This is a genomic window from Streptomyces sp. NBC_01431, assembly GCF_036231355.1.
Classification (GTDB): Bacteria; Actinomycetota; Actinomycetes; order Streptomycetales; family Streptomycetaceae; genus Streptomyces.
On the sequence record NZ_CP109496.1, the window covers coordinates 4,806,027 to 4,822,457 of the forward strand.

Sequence of the window (16,431 nt, forward strand, 5' to 3'; positions counted from 1 at the left end):
GCCGTGAGGTGTGCGGCCGCGAGATGTAGGGCTACGAGATGTGGGGCCGCGAGATGTGGGCCCGCGAGATGTGGCGCGCGCCCCGCTCCGGACCTTTCAGGCCTCCCCCGACAGGTGGCGGTCCAGTGCCAGGGACAGTTCCGCGTCCACCACCGCCTTCGCCAGCGGGCGCATGCGTTCCGCGTCGGTGCCCGGGGTGTGGGTGTGGAGCAGGGTGGTGAACAGGGCGGCCAGGGCGTCGGCGTGGTCCCTCACCTCGCGGGCCGCCGACAGGACCGCGGCCAGCGGGACGCCCTCGCGCACCAGGGCGGACGAGACGTCCAGGAGGCGGCGGCTGATGTGGATGATCTCTTCGCCGGAGACCGTGAGGTAGCCGAGGTCCAGCGCGGCCGCCAGGTTCTCCGGGGTGACCTCGCCCGCGAAGTGGTCGGCCAGCGCCTCGGGGGTGAGGCGGACCGGCGTCTCCTCGGTGGGCTCGACCAGGCCGAGCGCCTCCCCCGCGTCGCGGCCCGACTCGAACGCGGAGGTCAGGTCGGCGATGCCGGACAGCGTGTGGCCCCGCTCCAGGAGGGCGGAGATGGTGCGCAGGCGTGCCAGGTGGTGGTCGTCGTACCAGGCGATCCGGCCCTCGCGGCGGGGCGGTGGGATCAGGCCGCGCTCGCGGTAGAAGCGCAGGGTGCGTTCGGTGATCCCGGCCTTCTCGGCCAGCTCCGACATGCGGTACTCGCGGGTGCCTTCGCTTGCATGTGCCTGATCTTCTGCCACGGCGTCAGCCTATGCGGTGGCCGCGGCCGCGGGGGCCGCGTTGTACCGGCGGTAACTTCCGGGCCCGCACCCCTACCGCTCGGTATGGGACTGCTCTACTCTCCCAACAATGCCAGTGATTGCTGGCAGAGTTGTGACCGACCGTGGAGGCGGTGGCATGGCCCAGCACGAGCATGTACGAGTGGCGGTGATCGGGTCGGGGTTCGGCGGGCTCGGGGCGGCGGTCCGGCTGCGCCGCGAGGGGATCACCGACTTCGTCGTCCTGGAGCGGGCCGGCTCGGTCGGCGGCACCTGGCGCGACAACAGTTACCCGGGGTGCGCCTGCGACGTCCCCTCGCACCTGTACTCGTTCTCCTTCGCGCCCAACCCGGACTGGCCCCGTACCTTCTCCGGGCAGCGGCACATCCGCGCCTATCTCGACCACGTCGCCGACACCTTCGGGCTGCGCCCGCACATCCGCCTCGACCATGAGGTGACCGTGATGCGATGGGACGCCGAGCAGTTGTGGTGGAAGATCGAGACGGCGAACGGCGCCGTACTGACCGCCGATGTCGTGGTGTCCGCCACCGGGCCGCTCTCCGACCCCAAGACGCCCGACATCCCCGGCCTCGCCGACTTCCCCGGCCAGGTGTTCCACTCCGCGCGCTGGGACCACGACTACGACCTGCGCGGCAAGCGCGTCGCCATGATCGGCACCGGCGCCTCGGCCATCCAGATCGTGCCCGCCATCCAGCCGCGGGTCGACCGGCTGACGCTCTTCCAGCGCACCCCGCCGTGGGTCATGCCGCGTATGGACCGTGCGATCACGGGAGTTGAGCGCTGGCTGCACCGCCAGCTGCCCTTCACCGGCGCCGCCCGGCGCCAACTCCTGTGGGGGATAAGGGAGTTGCAGGTCAGCGCGTTCACCAAGCGGCCCAATGAGCTCGGGCTCGTCGAGTCGCTCGCCAAGGCCAACATGGCCCGCGCCATCAAGGACCCGGCGCTGCGCGCCAAGCTGACCCCCGACTACCGGATCGGCTGCAAGCGGATCCTGCTGTCGAGCACGTACTATCCGGCGCTCGCCGAGCCCAACGTGGACGTCGTCGCCTCCGGGCTCGCCGAAGTGCGCGGCTCCACCCTCGTCGCCGCCGACGGCACCGAGACCGAGGTCGACGCGATCATCTTCGGCACCGGGTTCCACGTCACCGACATGCCGATCGCCGACCGGGTCGTCGGCGGCGACGGACACACGCTCGCCGATGCCTGGAAGGGCGGCATGCAGTCGCTGCGCGGCGCGACCGCGGCCGGATTCCCCAACTGGATGACCATCATCGGGCCCAACACCGGCCTCGGGAACTCCTCCATGATCTTGATGATCGAGTCCCAGCTCAGTTATATGGCCGACTACCTGCGGCAGTTGAACGTGCTCGGCGGCAAGGTCGCGCTCGCCGCCCGCCCCTCCGCCGTCGGCGCCTGGAACCGTCGGGTGCAGGAACGCATGAAGCGGACCGTGTGGAACACCGGCGGCTGCACCAGCTGGTACCTCGACGCGAGCGGCCGCAACACCACCATCTGGCCGGGCACCACCAGCGAGTTCCGCCGCGCGACCCGCGAGGTGGACCTCGGGGAGTACGAGGTCGTACGGGCCCGCCCCGCCGAGGGCGCGGCGGACGCGGCCGGCGAGCAGGCGGTGTCGGCATGAGCCGCGACAGCGCCAGGCCTGGCGGGGTGTACGCCCCGCCCGTCGCCGACCGCGAACTGACCGCGCTGTCCGCCGACGGCGCCCCGTTGCACGTCGAGGTGCACGGCCCCGCCGACGCGCCCGCCGTCGTCCTGGCGCACGGCTGGACCTGCTCGACCGCGTTCTGGGCCGCGCAGATCCGGGCGCTGGCGGGGGAGTGCCGGGTGATCGCCTACGACCAGCGCGGCCACGGTCGTACGGCCGCCGCCGGGGTCTGCTCGACCGACGTGCTCGCCGATGACCTCGAAGCGGTGCTCGCCGCGACGCTCGCGCCCGGCGAGCGGGCGGTCGTCGCCGGGCACTCCATGGGCGGCATGACACTGATGGCGGCCGCCGCACGCCCCGGCTTCCGGGCGCACGCGGCGGCGGCCCTGCTGTGCAGCACGGGCAGCTCGCACCTGGTCGCCGAGGCGCGGGTGGTGCCGCTGCGGGCCGGGGCGGCGCGGACCTGGCTCACCCGGCAGATCCTGGGCTCCGGCGCGCCGCTGGGCCCCGTCACCCCGCTCGCCAAGAAGGTCCTGCGGTACGCGACGATGGGGCGCGGCGCCGCGCCGGAGCGGGTCGAGGCGTGTGCCCGCATCGTCCATGCGTGCCCGCGCGGGGCGCGACAGGACTGGTCGCGCGTCCTGGCCGATCTCGAACTCGACGTACTGGTAGGGGAGTTGAGGGTGCCCGCCGCCGTCGTGGCCGGGACCGAGGACCGGCTCACGCCGCCCGTGCACGCCCGGCGGCTCGCGGCCGCGCTGCCCGACTGCCGCTCGCTCGACATACTGACCGGCGTCGGGCACATGACGCCCATCGAGGCGCCCGAATTCATCACCGAGAAGATCCACGAGCTGGTGCGCACGCATCTCGTCGCCCCGGCCGCCGTCGACGCCGAGGAGAGTGCCGCATGAGCAGGGTCAGTCTGGAAGGCCAGGTCGCCGTCGTCACCGGCGCGGCGCGGGGCGTCGGCGAACTCCTCGCGCGCAAGCTGTCGGCGCGCGGCGCCAAGGTCGCCCTCGTCGGACTCGAACCCGACGAGCTGAAGCGGGTCGCGGCCCGGCTGCACACCGAGGCCGATTCCTGGTACGCGGACGTCACCGACCACGAGGCGATGGCGCGGGTGGCGGCGGAGGTCAAGGAGCGGTTCGGGAAGGTCGACATCGTCGTCGCCAACGCGGGGGTCGCCTCCGGCGGCCCGTTCGTCGACTCCGACCCGGACGCGTGGCGCCGCGTCATCGAGGTCAACCTGATCGGCGGGGCGGTCACGGCGCGCGCGTTCCTGCCGGTCCTGATGGAGTCGCGCGGGTACCTCCTCCAGATCGCCTCGCTCGCGGCGATCACTCCCGCGCCGATGATGACGGCGTACTGCGCGTCCAAGTCCGGGGTCGAGGCCTTCGCCCACAGCCTGCGGGCCGAAGTCGGCTACAAGGGGGTGCGGGTCGGGGTGGGCTATCTGTCCTGGACCGACACGGACATGGTGCGCGGCGCCGACCAGGACGACGTGATGCGCGAGCTCAGGTCGAGGCTGCCGTGGCCGTCCAACCGCACCTATCCGCTCGGACCGGCCGTCGACCGGATCGTCGCGGGGATCGAACGGCGCTCGTCGCACGTGTACGCGCAGTGGTGGCTGCGGGGGATGCAGTCCGTGCGGGGGTATCTGCCCGCGGTGATCGGGGCGGTGGGGGCGCGGGAGATGCGGCGCTTCGAGCCGCGGCTCGCCTCGGTCGGCCGGGGGCTGGTCGGCGCGGGCGGCGCGGCGGACGAGGAGGCGCGGGGCGCCGGGGCCGGCCGGCCCTGAGCCGCCCCGCCCTTTCCCGGCGCCCTCCGGCGGGTCCTCAGGAGCGCTCCCTCGGCGGCAGCTTCGGGCGCTGGCGGTTGGGGGTGGTCGTGTAGCCCGGCGGGGTGGACGCGGGGTGGGTGGTCAGGAGCTCAAGTGCCAGGCACACCGCGTCGTCCAGCACCGCGTGGCGCCCCTCCGCCCAGTCCAGCGGAGTGCGCAGGACCTCCAGGTCCGGCTCCACGCCGTGGTTCTCCACGGACCACCCGTACTCGTCGAACCAGGCCGCGTTCATCGGCACCGTGATCACCGTGCCGTCGCCCAGGGTGTGGCGGCCCGTCATGCCCACCACGCCGCCCCACGTGCGCTGGCCCACCACCGGGCCCAGCTTCAGGAGACGGAAGGCCGCGGTGATCATGTCGCCGTCCGATGACGTCGCCTCGTCGGCCAGGGCGACCACCGGACCCCGGGGAGCGTTCGAGGCGTACGAGACCGGCTGGGCGTTGCGCGTCAGGTCCCAGCCCAGGATGCGGCGGGTCAGCTTCTCCACCACCAGCTCGCTGATGTGGCCGCCCGCGTTTCCGCGGACGTCCACGATCAGGGCGGGGCGGCTCACCTCCAGACGCCGGTCCCGGTTGAACTGGGCCCAGCCCGAGCCGCCCATGTCCGGGATGTGCAGGTATCCGCACTTGCCGCCGCTCAACTCCCGTACCACCTCGCGGCGTTTGGCCACCCAGTCCTGGTAGCGCAGCGGGCGTTCGTCCACCAGCGGGACCACCGCCACCCGCCGTGAGTGGCCCTCGCCCTCCGCGGGCCGGAAGGTCAGCTCGACCGTCGTGCCGCCGGTGCCCGCGAGGAGGGGGTAGGGGCCGGCCACGGGGTCGACCGGGCGGCCGTCGACGTGGGTGAGGGCCGCGCCCTCCCGGATGCCCGAACCCGCCAGTGGGGAACGCGCCTTGGAGTCGGATGAGTCGCCGGGCAGGATGCGCCGGATCACCCAACTCCCGTCACGGCAGACCAGATTGGCGCCGAGCAGGCCTTGAGCGCGCTGGTAGTGCGGCGGCCCCTCGTTGCGGCGGGCGGCCGTGACGTAGGCGTGCGAGGTGCCCAGTTCGCCGAGCACCTCGCGCAGCAGGTCGCCGAACTCGTCGGGGGAGGCGACCCGTTCGACCAGCGGGCGGTACTGGTCGAGGACGGCCGGCCAGTCGATGCCGCACATCTTCGGCTCCCAGAAGTACGCGCGGATGATGCGGCCCGCCTCGTCGTAGGCCTGGCTCCACTCCAGGGCCGGATCGACCTCGTGCAGGACGCGGCGCAGGTCCACGTAGACGGTGGAGTCGCTGTCGCCCGACTCGGTGGCGGGCACCGCACGCAGCTCGCCCTCGTCGACCACGACCAGGCGGCTGCCGTCGCCGCTGACCGCGAAGTAGTCGAGGTGGTCCACCAGTTCGGTCTTGCGCGCCTTGGAGATGTTGAAGTGCTCCAGGGTCGGGCGGCCCGAGGTGTCGGCCGGATTGGCGAAGGTCTCGCCGAGCGCGCCCGAGATGGGCCAGCGCAGCCAGACCAGGCCGCCGCCGGAGACCGGGTGCAGCGCGGAGTACTTGGAGGCGGCGACGGGGAACGGCGTGACCCGGCTCTCCAGGCCCTCCACCTCCACCGTCACCGTGCCGTCGCCCGATTCGTCCAGCGGTTCGAGGCCGCCCGCCGCGGGCCGGCCGTCCGGTGACAGCGCGAACGGCGAGGGCGTCGCCGAGGACAGCGGGACCAGATAGGGCCGGCAGCCCAGCGGGAACGACAGGTCCCCGGTGTGCACGTCGTACACCGGGTCGAAGCCGCGCCAGGACAGGAACGCCAGATAGCGGCCGTCGCTGGTGAACACCGGGTTCTCGTCTTCGAAGCGGCCGTTGGTGACGTCCACGATGGTGCGCGCGCCCGGACCCGAGATGCGGGCCATCTTGATCTCCCGCAGCGAGCGGCCGATGCCCGGATGTGACCAGGTCAGCCAGGCGCCGTCGGGCGAGAAGGCGAGGTCGCGGACCGGGCCGTTGAGCGAGCGGATCAGCTCGGTGACCTCACCGGTGGACTCCTCCGTCGCGTCGATGAGCAGCAGGCGGCCGTCGTTCGCGGCGATGGCCAGGCGTTCGCCGTCGGGGTCGGACACCATTTCCTGCACCCGGCCGAGCTGACCCGCCGCCAGCCGTCGCGGGGCGCGCTCGCCGCTGGCCCGCGGCAGATAGGCGATCTCCACCGCGTCCTCGCCGTCCGCGTCGGTGACGTACGCGACCTGACCGCCGCTGCCCAGCATCTCCGGCATCCGCACCCGTACCCCGGGGGTGTCCGCGATGGTGCGGGCCGGGCCGTCGCGGTGGGTGAGCCAGTACAGGCTGCCGCGCACCACGACGGCGCTGGCCCGGCCCGTGGTGTCGACGGACAGCGCGTCCACGTTGTTGGCGGCCGGCACCTGGTAGACGCGCCGCCCGGCGCGGGGCCCGCCCAGGCGCACCTCCAGCTTGCGCGGCGCCGAGTCGGGGGTGAGGGCGTCCACGATCCACAGGTCGCCCGCGCACTGGTAGACCACCCGGCGGCCGTCGCTTGAGGCGTGCCGGGCGTAGAACGCGTCGTGGTCGGTGTGCCGGATCAGGTCGCTGCCGTCGGGCAGGCAGGAGTACAGGTTGCCCACGCCCTCGTGGTCGGAGAGGAAGGCGATGCGGCCGTCCACGAACATCGGCGCGTCCAGGTGGCCGCCGAGGTCGGGCAGCAGCCGCTTGCCGTGCAGCCACAGGCGGCCGGTGGCCCCGCCGCGGTAGCGCTTCCAGGCGGCGGGCTCGTGCGGCGGCTTTCCGGTGAGCAGCAGGGTGCGCCGCTCGCCGTCGACGTCGGTGACGGCGATGTCGGACACCGGGCCCCAGGGGAGCTTGCCGCCGGGGGAGCCGTCGGTGGGCAGGCTGTAGGCCCAGGAGAAGTACGAGAACGGCTGGCCGTGGGAGGACACCGCGAGGATGTGGCCGTCGGGCGTCCAGCCGCACACCCGGGTGTCGGACGAGCCCCAGTAGCCGAGCCGCCGGGCCGGGCCGCCGGTCACCGGGGCCAGGTGGATCTCCGGATCGAGGCTGCGCCAGGTCGTGTACGCGATCTGGCGGCCGTCGGGCGAGAAGCGGGGGTGGCCGATCTTGGTGCGGTCGACCGTGACCCGCCAGGCGCGGGAGGGACTGTGCCCGGCGGGCGCCAGCGGGGCGACCCACAGGTCGTCCTCGGCGGCGAAGCACAGCAAGTCGGCGTGCAGATGCGGGAACCGGAGGTACGCGGCGTCGTCACTCACCCCCCAATGCTTTCCGCGGGAGGGGGGCGCGGCAACTTGTGGGAGGGGTTTATTCCGTTCCGCCGGGCTCTTATTCCGTTTTGACACCTGTGGTCGAGAACACAAGCGAAACGGTTTCGTTTCGCTTGTGGGCAGGGTTACCTTCGTACGGTACGCACAGGAAGGAGGCCGGTCATGGCGGGAAGACTCACCGCGGAACGCGCGGGGGAACTCTACGAAGCCGTGCTCGACCTGCTGCGCGAGGTCGGCTACGACGCCCTCACCATGGACGCCGTCGCCACCCGCACCCGCTCCAGCAAGGCCACCCTCTACCGCCAGTGGGGGAGCAAGCCCGAGCTGGTCGCGCGGGCGTTGCGGCACAACAAGCCGGTCACGCTCGCGGAGATCGACACCGGCTCGCTGCGCGGCGACTTCCACGAGCTGGTCGCCCGCGAGGACGACTGTCAGATGGAGAAGGACTCCGCGCTGATGCGGGGTCTGATGCGGGCCGTCCACGACCATCCCGAACTCCACAGGGCGCTGCGTGAAGTGCTGATCGAACCGGAGATCACCGGTCTCGACGCGCTGCTGCGGCGCGCCGTCGAGCGCGGCGAGGTCCGGGCCGACAACCTCGCCCTGTCCTATGTCGTACACATGCTGGTCGGCGCTTTCGTCGCCCGGCAGCTCATCGAGGACCGGCCGGTGGACAAGGCCTTCCTCGTCGACTACATCGACGCCGTGGTCCTCCCCGCCCTCGGCGACCCCCGCTAGGCGCACCCCCGCCCGGCCTCCCCGCGCAGTACCTGCCCCACCTGACGTACGCCGCTCTCGTCGTCGGGCTGGATTCCCATGCCCTGCTGGTTCCATACGACTTGACCGGGAGTACGCCCTCGTGGCCACGTTCCTCTACCGCCTAGGCAGGTTCGCCTTCCGGCGCCGCCGCTACGTCGCCCTGGTGTGGGTGGCGCTGCTCGCCCTCGCCGGGTTCGGCGCCGCCTCCGCGACCACCGCCACCTCCTCCTCGTTCTCGATCCCGGGCACCGAGGCGCAGCGCGCCTTCGACCTGCTCAAGGAGCGCTTCCCGAACGCCACCGCGGACGGCGCCACCGCCCGCATCGTCTTCAAGGCGCCCGCGGGCCAGAAGATGGCCGACAAGCCCAACAAGGACGCGGTCGAGAAGACCATCGCGAACCTGAAGGCGGGCTCCGACCAGGTCGACAAGGTCACCGACCCGTTCAAGGCCAACGCCGTCTCCAAGAACGGCCAGGGCCCGATCGCGTACGTCCAGGTGTCGTACAAGGCCAACGCGATGCAGTTGACCGACGACACCCGCGACGCGCTCAAGAAGAGCGGTGACGCGGCCAAGTCGGCCGGGCTGACCGTGGAGATCGGCGGTGACGCGCTCCAGGCGATGCCGGAGACCGGGGCCGGTGAGATCGTCGGCGTGGTCATCGCGGGCCTCGTCCTGGTGGTCACCTTCGGCTCGCTCGTGGCGGCGGGACTCCCGCTGCTCACCGCGCTCATCGGCGTCGGCATCGGCGTCTCCACCATCACCGCGCTCGCCAACGTCCTCGACCTCGGGTCCACCACCTCCACGCTCGCGATGATGATCGGGCTCGCGGTCGGCATCGACTACGCGCTGTTCATCGTCTCCCGCTACCGGGCCGAGCTCGCCGAGGGCAGGGAGCGCGAGGAGGCCGCCGGACGGGCCGTGGGAACGGCTGGCTCGGCCGTGGTGTTCGCCGGTCTGACCGTGGTCATCGCGCTGGTCGGCCTCGCCGTCGTCAACATCCCGATGCTCACCAAGATGGGCGCGGCAGCCGCCGGCACGGTCGTCATCGCCGTCCTCATCGCGCTCACTCTCATCCCGGCGCTGCTCGGCTTTGCCGGCAAGCGGGTGCTCGGCCGCAAGGCCCGCAAGGCGCACGAGCGGGGCGAGCGGGTCGCCGAGGGCAAGCCGAACATGGGCACCCGCTGGGCGAGCTTCGTGCTGCGCAAGCCGGTCTGGGTGCTGCTCGTCGGCGTCCTCGGCCTCGGCGCCATCGCGCTGCCCGCCGGCTCGCTCCAGATGGGGCTGCCGGACGACGGCTCGCAGCCGACCTCCACCACCCAGCGCCGCGCCTACGACACGCTGTCGGAGGGCTTCGGGCCGGGCTTCAACGGGCCGCTCATGGTCGTCGTCGACGGCAAGGGCAGCAAGAACCCGCAGGCCGCGGCCAACAAGACGGTCGACGCGATCAAGAAGCTGCCGGACGTGGGTCCGGTGCTCCCGCCCGCGTTCAACAAGGACACGGGCAACGACACGGCGACCATCACGGTCATACCGAAGTCCAAGCCGTCCTCCACCCAGACCGAGGACCTCGTCCACTCGATCCGGGACACCGGCGCGGCGCTCAAGGCGGACACCGGGGCGAAGCTCCTGGTCACCGGCTCGACCGCGATGAACATCGACTTCTCGCAGAAGATGAACGACGCGCTGCTGCCCTACCTGGCACTCGTCGTCGGCCTCGCCTTCCTGCTCCTGATGGTGGTCTTCCGCTCGGTCCTGGTGCCCCTGAAGGCGGCGCTCGGCTTCCTGCTCTCGGTGGTCGCGGCCCTCGGCGCCGTCGTCGCGGTCTTCCAGTGGGGCTGGCTGGGCTCGCTGTTCGGCGTGCAGCAGACCGGCCCGATCATGTCGATGATGCCGATCTTCATGGTGGGCGTGGTCTTCGGTCTGGCGATGGACTACGAGGTCTTCCTCGTCACGCGGATGCGCGAGGCGTACGTCCACGGCGAGCGGCCGGGCCAGGCGATCGTCACCGGGTTCAAGCACGGCGCCCGGGTGGTCACCGCGGCCGCGGTGATCATGATCGCGGTGTTCTCCGGCTTCATCGGCTCCAGCGAGCAGATGATCAAGATGATCGGCTTCGGCCTGGCCACCGCGGTCTTCTTCGACGCGTTCATCGTCCGCATGGCGATCGTGCCCGCGGTGCTCGCGCTGCTCGGCGCGAAGGCCTGGTGGCTGCCGCGCTGGCTGGACCGGGTACTGCCGAACGTCGATGTCGAGGGCGAGGGCCTGCGCAAGCAGGACAGTGCCGAGCACGGCGGCGACGACGCCGACCGGCGCGAACTGGTGCGGGTCTGATCCCCGCCCCCTGATCGCCGGGGCCGCCCGATAGGAGCGGCGGAGGGCCCCGGCCGACGCCAACGGCCTGTGGGGACGGGTCCGCTGGCGCCCCTTGGCCCCCCGTGCGTGCTGCGCACGGGGGGCCTCCGCATGGGCCGAGCCCGTTCGGACCCGGACTCTCGGGCTATCGGACGCTCAGGACGTGCCTGCCGGATGCGGGGCGGCTCCGGCGTCGGTCGCGTATGTGTGCCGCAGGAAGCGGACCAGCGGAGAGCTGTCGAACTGGACCACGTCCACTCCGTCGCGCGAGTGGAATTCCAGGACCGTCTGGGCCCGGCCGCACGGCCAGACCTCCACGTCGCCGCGGCGGGCGGGCGCGCGCAGCCCCGATTCGAGCAGGTCGCGCGGGAAGGTCCACTCGGTGCCGCCGGGGAAGGCGAAGCAGACCGCCCCGGGGGAGTCGTCGGGGTCGTAGCGCAGGGCCACCGGGACGGGGCCCGACGGTGGGGCGTCGGTGACGAACCGGGCGCGGGCGTGGTCCTCGACGGGGTGAGCCGCGGGATGGCCCTCGGCGTGGTTCTCGGTGGCGGGGGACATCGCTCGCTCCTCACGCTGGGTACTGCCTGACATCAATTCGCGTCATTAGTCTCTAATGTCCCATATTTTCCTGATGAGGCCTCCGTGAAACGGCTTGGCACCTGTCGCTCGGCCGCTCTTGCAAGGTGTTCGCAACAGGGCACTATCATCAAACGGTTCTGCGCAAGCCGCGCAGGGAAGAGGACGCCACGGGAAATCGGAGTCCACCCATGCACGTACCCGATGGATTCATCAACGCACCTGTATCGGCGGTCACAGGTGTCGTCGCCGCCTCGGCCATCGCCGTGAGCCTGCGCGGGGCGCGACGCGAACTGGACGAGAAGACCGCGCCGCTCGCCGGGCTCGTCGCCGCGTTCATCTTCGCCGTACAGATGCTGAACTTCCCCGTCGCGGCCGGCACCAGCGGCCACCTGCTCGGCGGCGCGCTCGCCGCGATCCTCGTCGGCCCCTACACCGGTGTGCTGTGCGTCTCGGTGGTCCTGCTCATGCAGGGCATCCTCTTCGCCGACGGCGGGCTCACCGCGCTCGGCGTCAACATCACCGACATGGCGATCACCACCACCGTCGTCGCCTACGCCCTCTTCCGCGGCCTGGTGAAGGTGCTGCCCCGCACCCGCCGCTCGCTGACCGCCGCCTCCTTCGTGGCGGCCCTGCTCTCCGTCCCGGCCGCCGCCCTCGTCTTCACCGCGATCTACGCGCTCGGCGGCACCACCGACGTACCCATCACCAAGGTGCTCACCGCGATGGTCGGCGTGCACGTCCTCATCGGCATCGGCGAGGCCGTGATCACCGCGCTGACGGTCGGCGCCGTCATCGCCGTACGGCCCGACCTCGTGCACGGGGCGCGCGGACTGACCGCGCCGCTCAAACTGAGGGTCGGCGGCGAACTCGTCGACGCGCCCGCCGCCGTCCCGGCCGCCGCCCGCTCCGGCTCCACCAAGAAGGTCTGGGGCATCGGCATCCTCGCCGCGCTGCTGCTCGCCGGATTCGTCTCCTTCTACGCCTCGGCCAGCCCCGACGGCCTGGAGAAGGTCGCCCACGACAAGGGCATCGACGCCAAGACCACCCACCACGCCGCCGCCGACTCGCCGCTCGCCGGCTACTCGGTCAGGGACATCGGCGACGCCCGCCTGTCCGGCGGCCTCGCCGGAGTGATCGGCGTCGGCGTCACCGTCGCCGTGGGCAGCGGCGTGTTCTGGACCGTCCGCAGGCGCCGTACGGACACCATTCCCGAGCGCACCCCGGAAGCGGTCTGACATGGGAGCGGGGCATTCCCACCGGCTCTACCGGCACGGCCACTCGCCCGTCCACGCGCTGCCGCCGCACTGCAAGCTCGCCGCGGTCTTCCTCTTCGTGGTCGTCGTGGTGTCCACACCCCGCGAGGCGATGTGGGCCTTCGCGCTGTACGCCGTGCTGCTCGCCCTCGTGGCGGCCGCGGCCCGCATCCCGGCCGGCTATCTGCTGAAGCGGCTGCTCATCGAGATCCCGTTCGTGGCGTTCGCGGTGCTCATGCCGTTCGTGGTGCCCGGCGAGCAGGTGCGTGTGCTCGGCCTGTCGCTCAGCGAGAGCGGGCTGTGGGGCGCCTGGAACGTCCTGGCCAAGGGAACCCTCGGGGTGGCCGCCTCCGTGATCCTCGCCTCCACCACCGAACTCCGCGCCCTGCTGCTCGGCCTGCAACGCCTCAAACTGCCGCCGCTCCTCGTCCAGATCGCGTCCTTCATGATCCGGTACGGGGACGTGATCACCGACGAGATGCGGCGGATGTCCATCGCCCGCCGCTCGCGCGGTTTCGAGGCGCGGGGCGTGCGCTCCTGGGGCGTCCTCGCCAAATCGGCGGGCGCGCTCTTCATCCGCTCCTACGAACGCGGCGAACGCGTCCATCTCGCGATGGTCAGCCGCGGCTACGCCGGGGCCATGCCGGTGATCGACGAGGTGACGGCGACCCGCGCCCAGTGGTCGCAGGCCGTCGCCCTCCCCGTGACGGCGCTCGCCGTCTGTCTGCTTGGGTGGATCCTGTGACTGCTGCGACCCCTGCGACCGCTCCCTCGCTCGACGTGTCGGGGCTCGCTTTCGCCTACCCCGATGGCCACCAGGCGCTGTTCGGCGTCGACCTGACCGTGGCGCGCGGCGAGCGGGTCGCGCTGCTCGGGCCCAACGGCGCGGGCAAGACCACGCTGGTGCTCCACCTCAACGGCATCCTCGAAGGCGGCGCCGGGTCGGTGACCGTCGCCGGCCTGCCCGTCGCCAGGAAGAACCTCGCCGAGATCCGGCGCCGGGTCGGCATCGTCTTCCAGGACCCCGACGACCAGCTCTTCATGCCGACCGTCCGCGAGGACGTCGCCTTCGGCCCGGCGGCGTCCGGGATGCGCGGGGCACAGCTTGAGGAACGGGTGCGGTCCGCGCTCGCGCAGGTGGGGATGGCCGAGTACGCGGACCGGCCACCGCACCACCTGTCCTTCGGGCAGCGGCGCCGGGTCGCCGTCGCGACGGTGCTCGCGATGTCGCCGGAGATCCTGGTCCTGGACGAACCCTCCTCCAACCTCGACCCGGCCTCGCGCCGCGAACTCGCCGACATTCTGCGGGGGTTGGATGTCACGGTGCTGATGGTCACGCACGACCTGCCGTACGCGCTGGAGCTGTGCGAGCGGGCGGTGATCCTCAGTGAGGGGGTCATCGCGGCGGACGGGGCGACGGTGGATGTGCTGTGCGACGAGGCGCTGATGCGCGCGCACCGCCTTGAACTGCCGTTCGGCTTCGACCCGGCGTCTACGCGTGCGGTTCCCCTGCGGGGTGCGGGCGGGTAACGCTGGGGCACGTCGGGGGCGCTTTGCGACTCCCAGCGGCCCCGTCGCTGGGGCCGTTTGCGTCCCGGTCCGCCTTCGCCCGTCCGCCGTGGGTGGTTGCTCGCGCAGTTCCTCGCGCCCCTGACCCCCGGTTTCGGCCCGCATGGGCATCTTCAGCCCGTCCGGCGTTTGAGGACGAGCGCCCTTCAGGCGGGAACGGGGTCTGGGGCGGAGCCCCAGGGGACCCTGGTCGGGCACCATGGTGGGGGGTGCCGGTGGGGCCCCCGCATGGTTGGGAGCGGATCGTGGTTGACGTACAGGGCGCCGTGGCACCGGGGTACGAGCCGGTGAGGGACGCCTTCGTGCGGAACTTCGAGCAGCGCGGCGAACGCGGGGCGGCCGTGGCCGTCTACCGCGACGGGCGCAAGGTCGTCGACCTGTGGGCCGGTACGAAGAACGTAGACGGCGCTGGCGCCAACGGCGGCACCGCCCCCTGGGCGGTCGATACCGCCCAGATCGTGCGCTCGGCCACCAAGGGCGTGGCCGCCGCCGTGCCCCTGATCCTGCACCAGCGCGGTCGGCTCGACCTCGATGCCCCGGTGTCGACATATTGGCCCGAGTTCAAGGCCCACGGCAAGGAACGCACTCTGGTGCGGCACCTGCTGTCGCACCGGGCCGGCGTGCCCGCCCTGGACCGCCCGCTGACCCCCGCCGAGGCCGTCGACGGCGAGTCGGGCCCGGCGGCCGTCGCCGCGCAGCCCCCGTTCTGGGCGCCCGGCACCGCGCACGGCTACCACGCGCAGACCTACAGCTGGCTGCTGGGCGAGCTGGTCCGGCGCGTCACCGGGCGCACCATCGGCCGCTGGGTCGCCGAGGAGATAGCCGGGCCGCTCGGGCTGGACTTCTGGCTCGGGGTGCCGGATGAGGAGGCGCACCGGGTGGGCCGGGTCGGCCCGGTCGAGGCGCCCGAGGGCGGCGACGGCGGGCTGCGGCTGCGGCCCAAGCGGAGCGTCGCCGAGGCGTACCGGGATCCCCAGTCGCTGACCCGGCGTGCGTTCGGGGCGATCGATCCGCTGCCGGACGAGAACGACCCCGCCTATCGCGCCGCCGAACTACCCGCCTCCGCGGGCATCGCCACGGCCCGCGCGCTGGCCCGTTTCTACGCCGCAACGCTGGGTGAAGTGGACGGCGGGGCACGGCTGTTCGCGCCCGCGACGCTCACCCTGGCCCGCACCGAGGAGAGTTCGGGTCCCGACCGCGTCCTGGTCGTCAACACCCGCTTCGGACTCGGCTACATGCTGCACGGCCCCGCGTCGCCGCTGCTGGCCCCCGGCTCCTTCGGGCACCCCGGCCGCGGGGGCTCGCTCGGGTTCGCGGATCCCGAGTCGGGTGTCGCGTTCGGGTACGTGACCAACGGGCTCCAGAAGGGCGTCACCGCCGATCCCCGTGCCCAGGCCCTGGTGCGGGCGGTACGTTCGGCCCTATGACGCATCCGCAGACGGCACGCTTCGCAGGGCACGCGGTACTGATCACCGGCGCGGGGCGCGGCATCGGCGCCGCGACCGCCCGCAGATTCGCCGCCGAGGGCGCCCAAGTCCTCGTCACCGACGCGGACTTGGGGCGGGCGACCGCGACCGCCGCCGACTTGAAGAGCGCCCTCGCCCTGCGGTGCGACGTCTCCGACCGTGCCTCGGTCGAGGCCGCCGTCGCCTACGCCGTCGCAGAGTTCGGGCGGCTCGACATCCTGGTCAACAACGCCCATTCGTGCCACCCCGACACCCCGCTCCTGGAGGACCAGGGCGACGAGGAGTGGGCCCGCGACCTCGACGTCAGCCTCACCGGCGCGTTCCGCTGCGCCCGCGCCGCCCTTCCCTTCCTCGCCGCGTCCGGCCGGGGCGCGATCGTCAGCATCGGCTCGGTCAACGGTGAGCAGGACTTCGGCAACCACGCCTACAGCGCGGCCAAGGCGGGCCTCGCCTCGCTGACCCGTACGCTCGCCGGGGACGCGGCGCCGCGGGGCGTGCGGGTCAATCTGGTGCAGCCCGGCACGGTGCGCACGCCGGGCTGGGACGGCCGCGAGGCCCACCTCGACAGGCTGGCCCGTGTCTACCCGCTCGGCCGGGTCGGCGAGCCCGAGGACATCGCGGCAGCCGTCGCGTTCCTGGCCTCCGCGGACGCGTCCTGGATCACGGGTACGACGCTGCGGGTCGACGGAGGCCTGCTGGCGGTCAACACGGTCTTCCAACAGGCGGTCAACGACAACTGAAGCAGCCCCGTTCCGCGGGTGCCCCGAGCTCATCGCCCGCACGCCAGTGCCGGGGCACGGGGCACGGGGCACGGGGCACGGGGCACGGGGCACGCGAGGTTGTTCACGGGCCCGCGGGCCACGCCCAGGCCGCG

General features: G+C 72.4%; 13 protein-coding genes. 10 read left to right on the forward strand and 3 right to left on the reverse strand.

The features are described 5' to 3' along the window. Positions 1 to 96 precede the first annotated feature (96 nt). The gene (locus OG522_RS22195; RefSeq protein ID WP_329467682.1) at positions 97 to 717 is read right to left on the reverse strand and encodes a MerR family transcriptional regulator; all 621 of its coding nucleotides are present in this window, start codon (positions 715 to 717) and stop codon (positions 97 to 99) included. A 205-nt stretch (positions 718 to 922) separates the two neighbouring features. Here OG522_RS22195 and OG522_RS22200 point away from each other — a divergent pair, with 205 nt between their 5' ends. The 3 genes from OG522_RS22200 to OG522_RS22210 are packed head-to-tail and all read left to right on the forward strand — an operon-like array spanning position 923 to position 4,268. Beyond that, positions 923 to 2,446, forward strand: coding sequence for a flavin-containing monooxygenase (locus tag OG522_RS22200; RefSeq protein ID WP_329464748.1), 1,524 nt, complete (start codon positions 923 to 925; stop codon positions 2,444 to 2,446). Continuing rightward, on the forward strand, positions 2,443 to 3,381 hold the full coding sequence (locus OG522_RS22205) for an alpha/beta fold hydrolase (protein WP_329464749.1): 939 nt from the start codon (positions 2,443 to 2,445) through the stop codon (positions 3,379 to 3,381). The genes OG522_RS22200 and OG522_RS22205 overlap by 4 nt, the downstream gene beginning before the upstream one ends. Beyond that, positions 3,378 to 4,268, forward strand: a complete 891-nt coding sequence (locus OG522_RS22210) for an SDR family oxidoreductase (RefSeq protein WP_329464750.1) — start codon at positions 3,378 to 3,380, stop codon at positions 4,266 to 4,268. Before OG522_RS22205 ends, OG522_RS22210 begins: the two co-directional genes overlap by 4 nt. Before the next feature lie 37 nt (positions 4,269 to 4,305). Here OG522_RS22210 and OG522_RS22215 read toward each other — a convergent pair whose 3' ends face one another. Beyond that, positions 4,306 to 7,566: a S41 family peptidase gene (locus OG522_RS22215; RefSeq protein ID WP_329464751.1), complete on the reverse strand. Its 3,261-nt coding sequence runs from the start codon at positions 7,564 to 7,566 to the stop codon at positions 4,306 to 4,308. Between the two features lie 174 nt (positions 7,567 to 7,740). On the opposite strand from OG522_RS22215, the gene OG522_RS22220 reads away from it, so the two are divergent. Further along, a complete protein-coding gene (locus OG522_RS22220; protein WP_329464752.1) occupies positions 7,741 to 8,316 on the forward strand; it encodes a TetR/AcrR family transcriptional regulator in 576 nt (191 codons plus the stop codon). 121 nt (positions 8,317 to 8,437) lie between these two features. Then, complete coding sequence (locus tag OG522_RS22225; protein ID WP_329464753.1) at positions 8,438 to 10,669, forward strand: MMPL family transporter; 2,232 nt, start codon at positions 8,438 to 8,440, stop codon at positions 10,667 to 10,669. Between the two features lie 177 nt (positions 10,670 to 10,846). Here the strand turns inward: OG522_RS22225 and OG522_RS22230 are convergent, their stop codons facing one another. Beyond that, positions 10,847 to 11,248 carry an SsgA family sporulation/cell division regulator gene (locus OG522_RS22230; protein ID WP_329464754.1) on the reverse strand — a complete coding sequence of 134 codons (402 nt, stop codon included), beginning with the start codon at positions 11,246 to 11,248 and terminating at the stop codon, positions 10,847 to 10,849. Between the two features lie 209 nt (positions 11,249 to 11,457). On the opposite strand from OG522_RS22230, the gene OG522_RS22235 reads away from it, so the two are divergent. From OG522_RS22235 to OG522_RS22255, 5 genes are all read left to right on the forward strand, one after another. Continuing rightward, complete coding sequence (locus tag OG522_RS22235; protein ID WP_329464755.1) at positions 11,458 to 12,504, forward strand: energy-coupling factor ABC transporter permease; 1,047 nt, start codon at positions 11,458 to 11,460, stop codon at positions 12,502 to 12,504. Between the two features lies 1 nt (position 12,505). Further along, entirely contained in the window at positions 12,506 to 13,267 is a 762-nt protein-coding gene (gene cbiQ / locus OG522_RS22240) for a cobalt ECF transporter T component CbiQ (RefSeq protein WP_329464756.1), read from the forward strand. Further along, complete coding sequence (locus tag OG522_RS22245; protein ID WP_329464757.1) at positions 13,264 to 14,052, forward strand: energy-coupling factor ABC transporter ATP-binding protein; 789 nt, start codon at positions 13,264 to 13,266, stop codon at positions 14,050 to 14,052. Before cbiQ ends, OG522_RS22245 begins: the two co-directional genes overlap by 4 nt. Positions 14,053 to 14,333: 281 nt before the next feature. Next, positions 14,334 to 15,518 carry a serine hydrolase domain-containing protein gene (locus OG522_RS22250; RefSeq protein ID WP_329467683.1) on the forward strand — a complete coding sequence of 395 codons (1,185 nt, stop codon included), beginning with the start codon at positions 14,334 to 14,336 and terminating at the stop codon, positions 15,516 to 15,518. After that, entirely contained in the window at positions 15,515 to 16,297 is a 783-nt protein-coding gene (locus OG522_RS22255; protein WP_329464758.1) for an SDR family NAD(P)-dependent oxidoreductase, read from the forward strand. The genes OG522_RS22250 and OG522_RS22255 overlap by 4 nt, the downstream gene beginning before the upstream one ends. Positions 16,298 to 16,431: the final 134 nt, after the last annotated feature.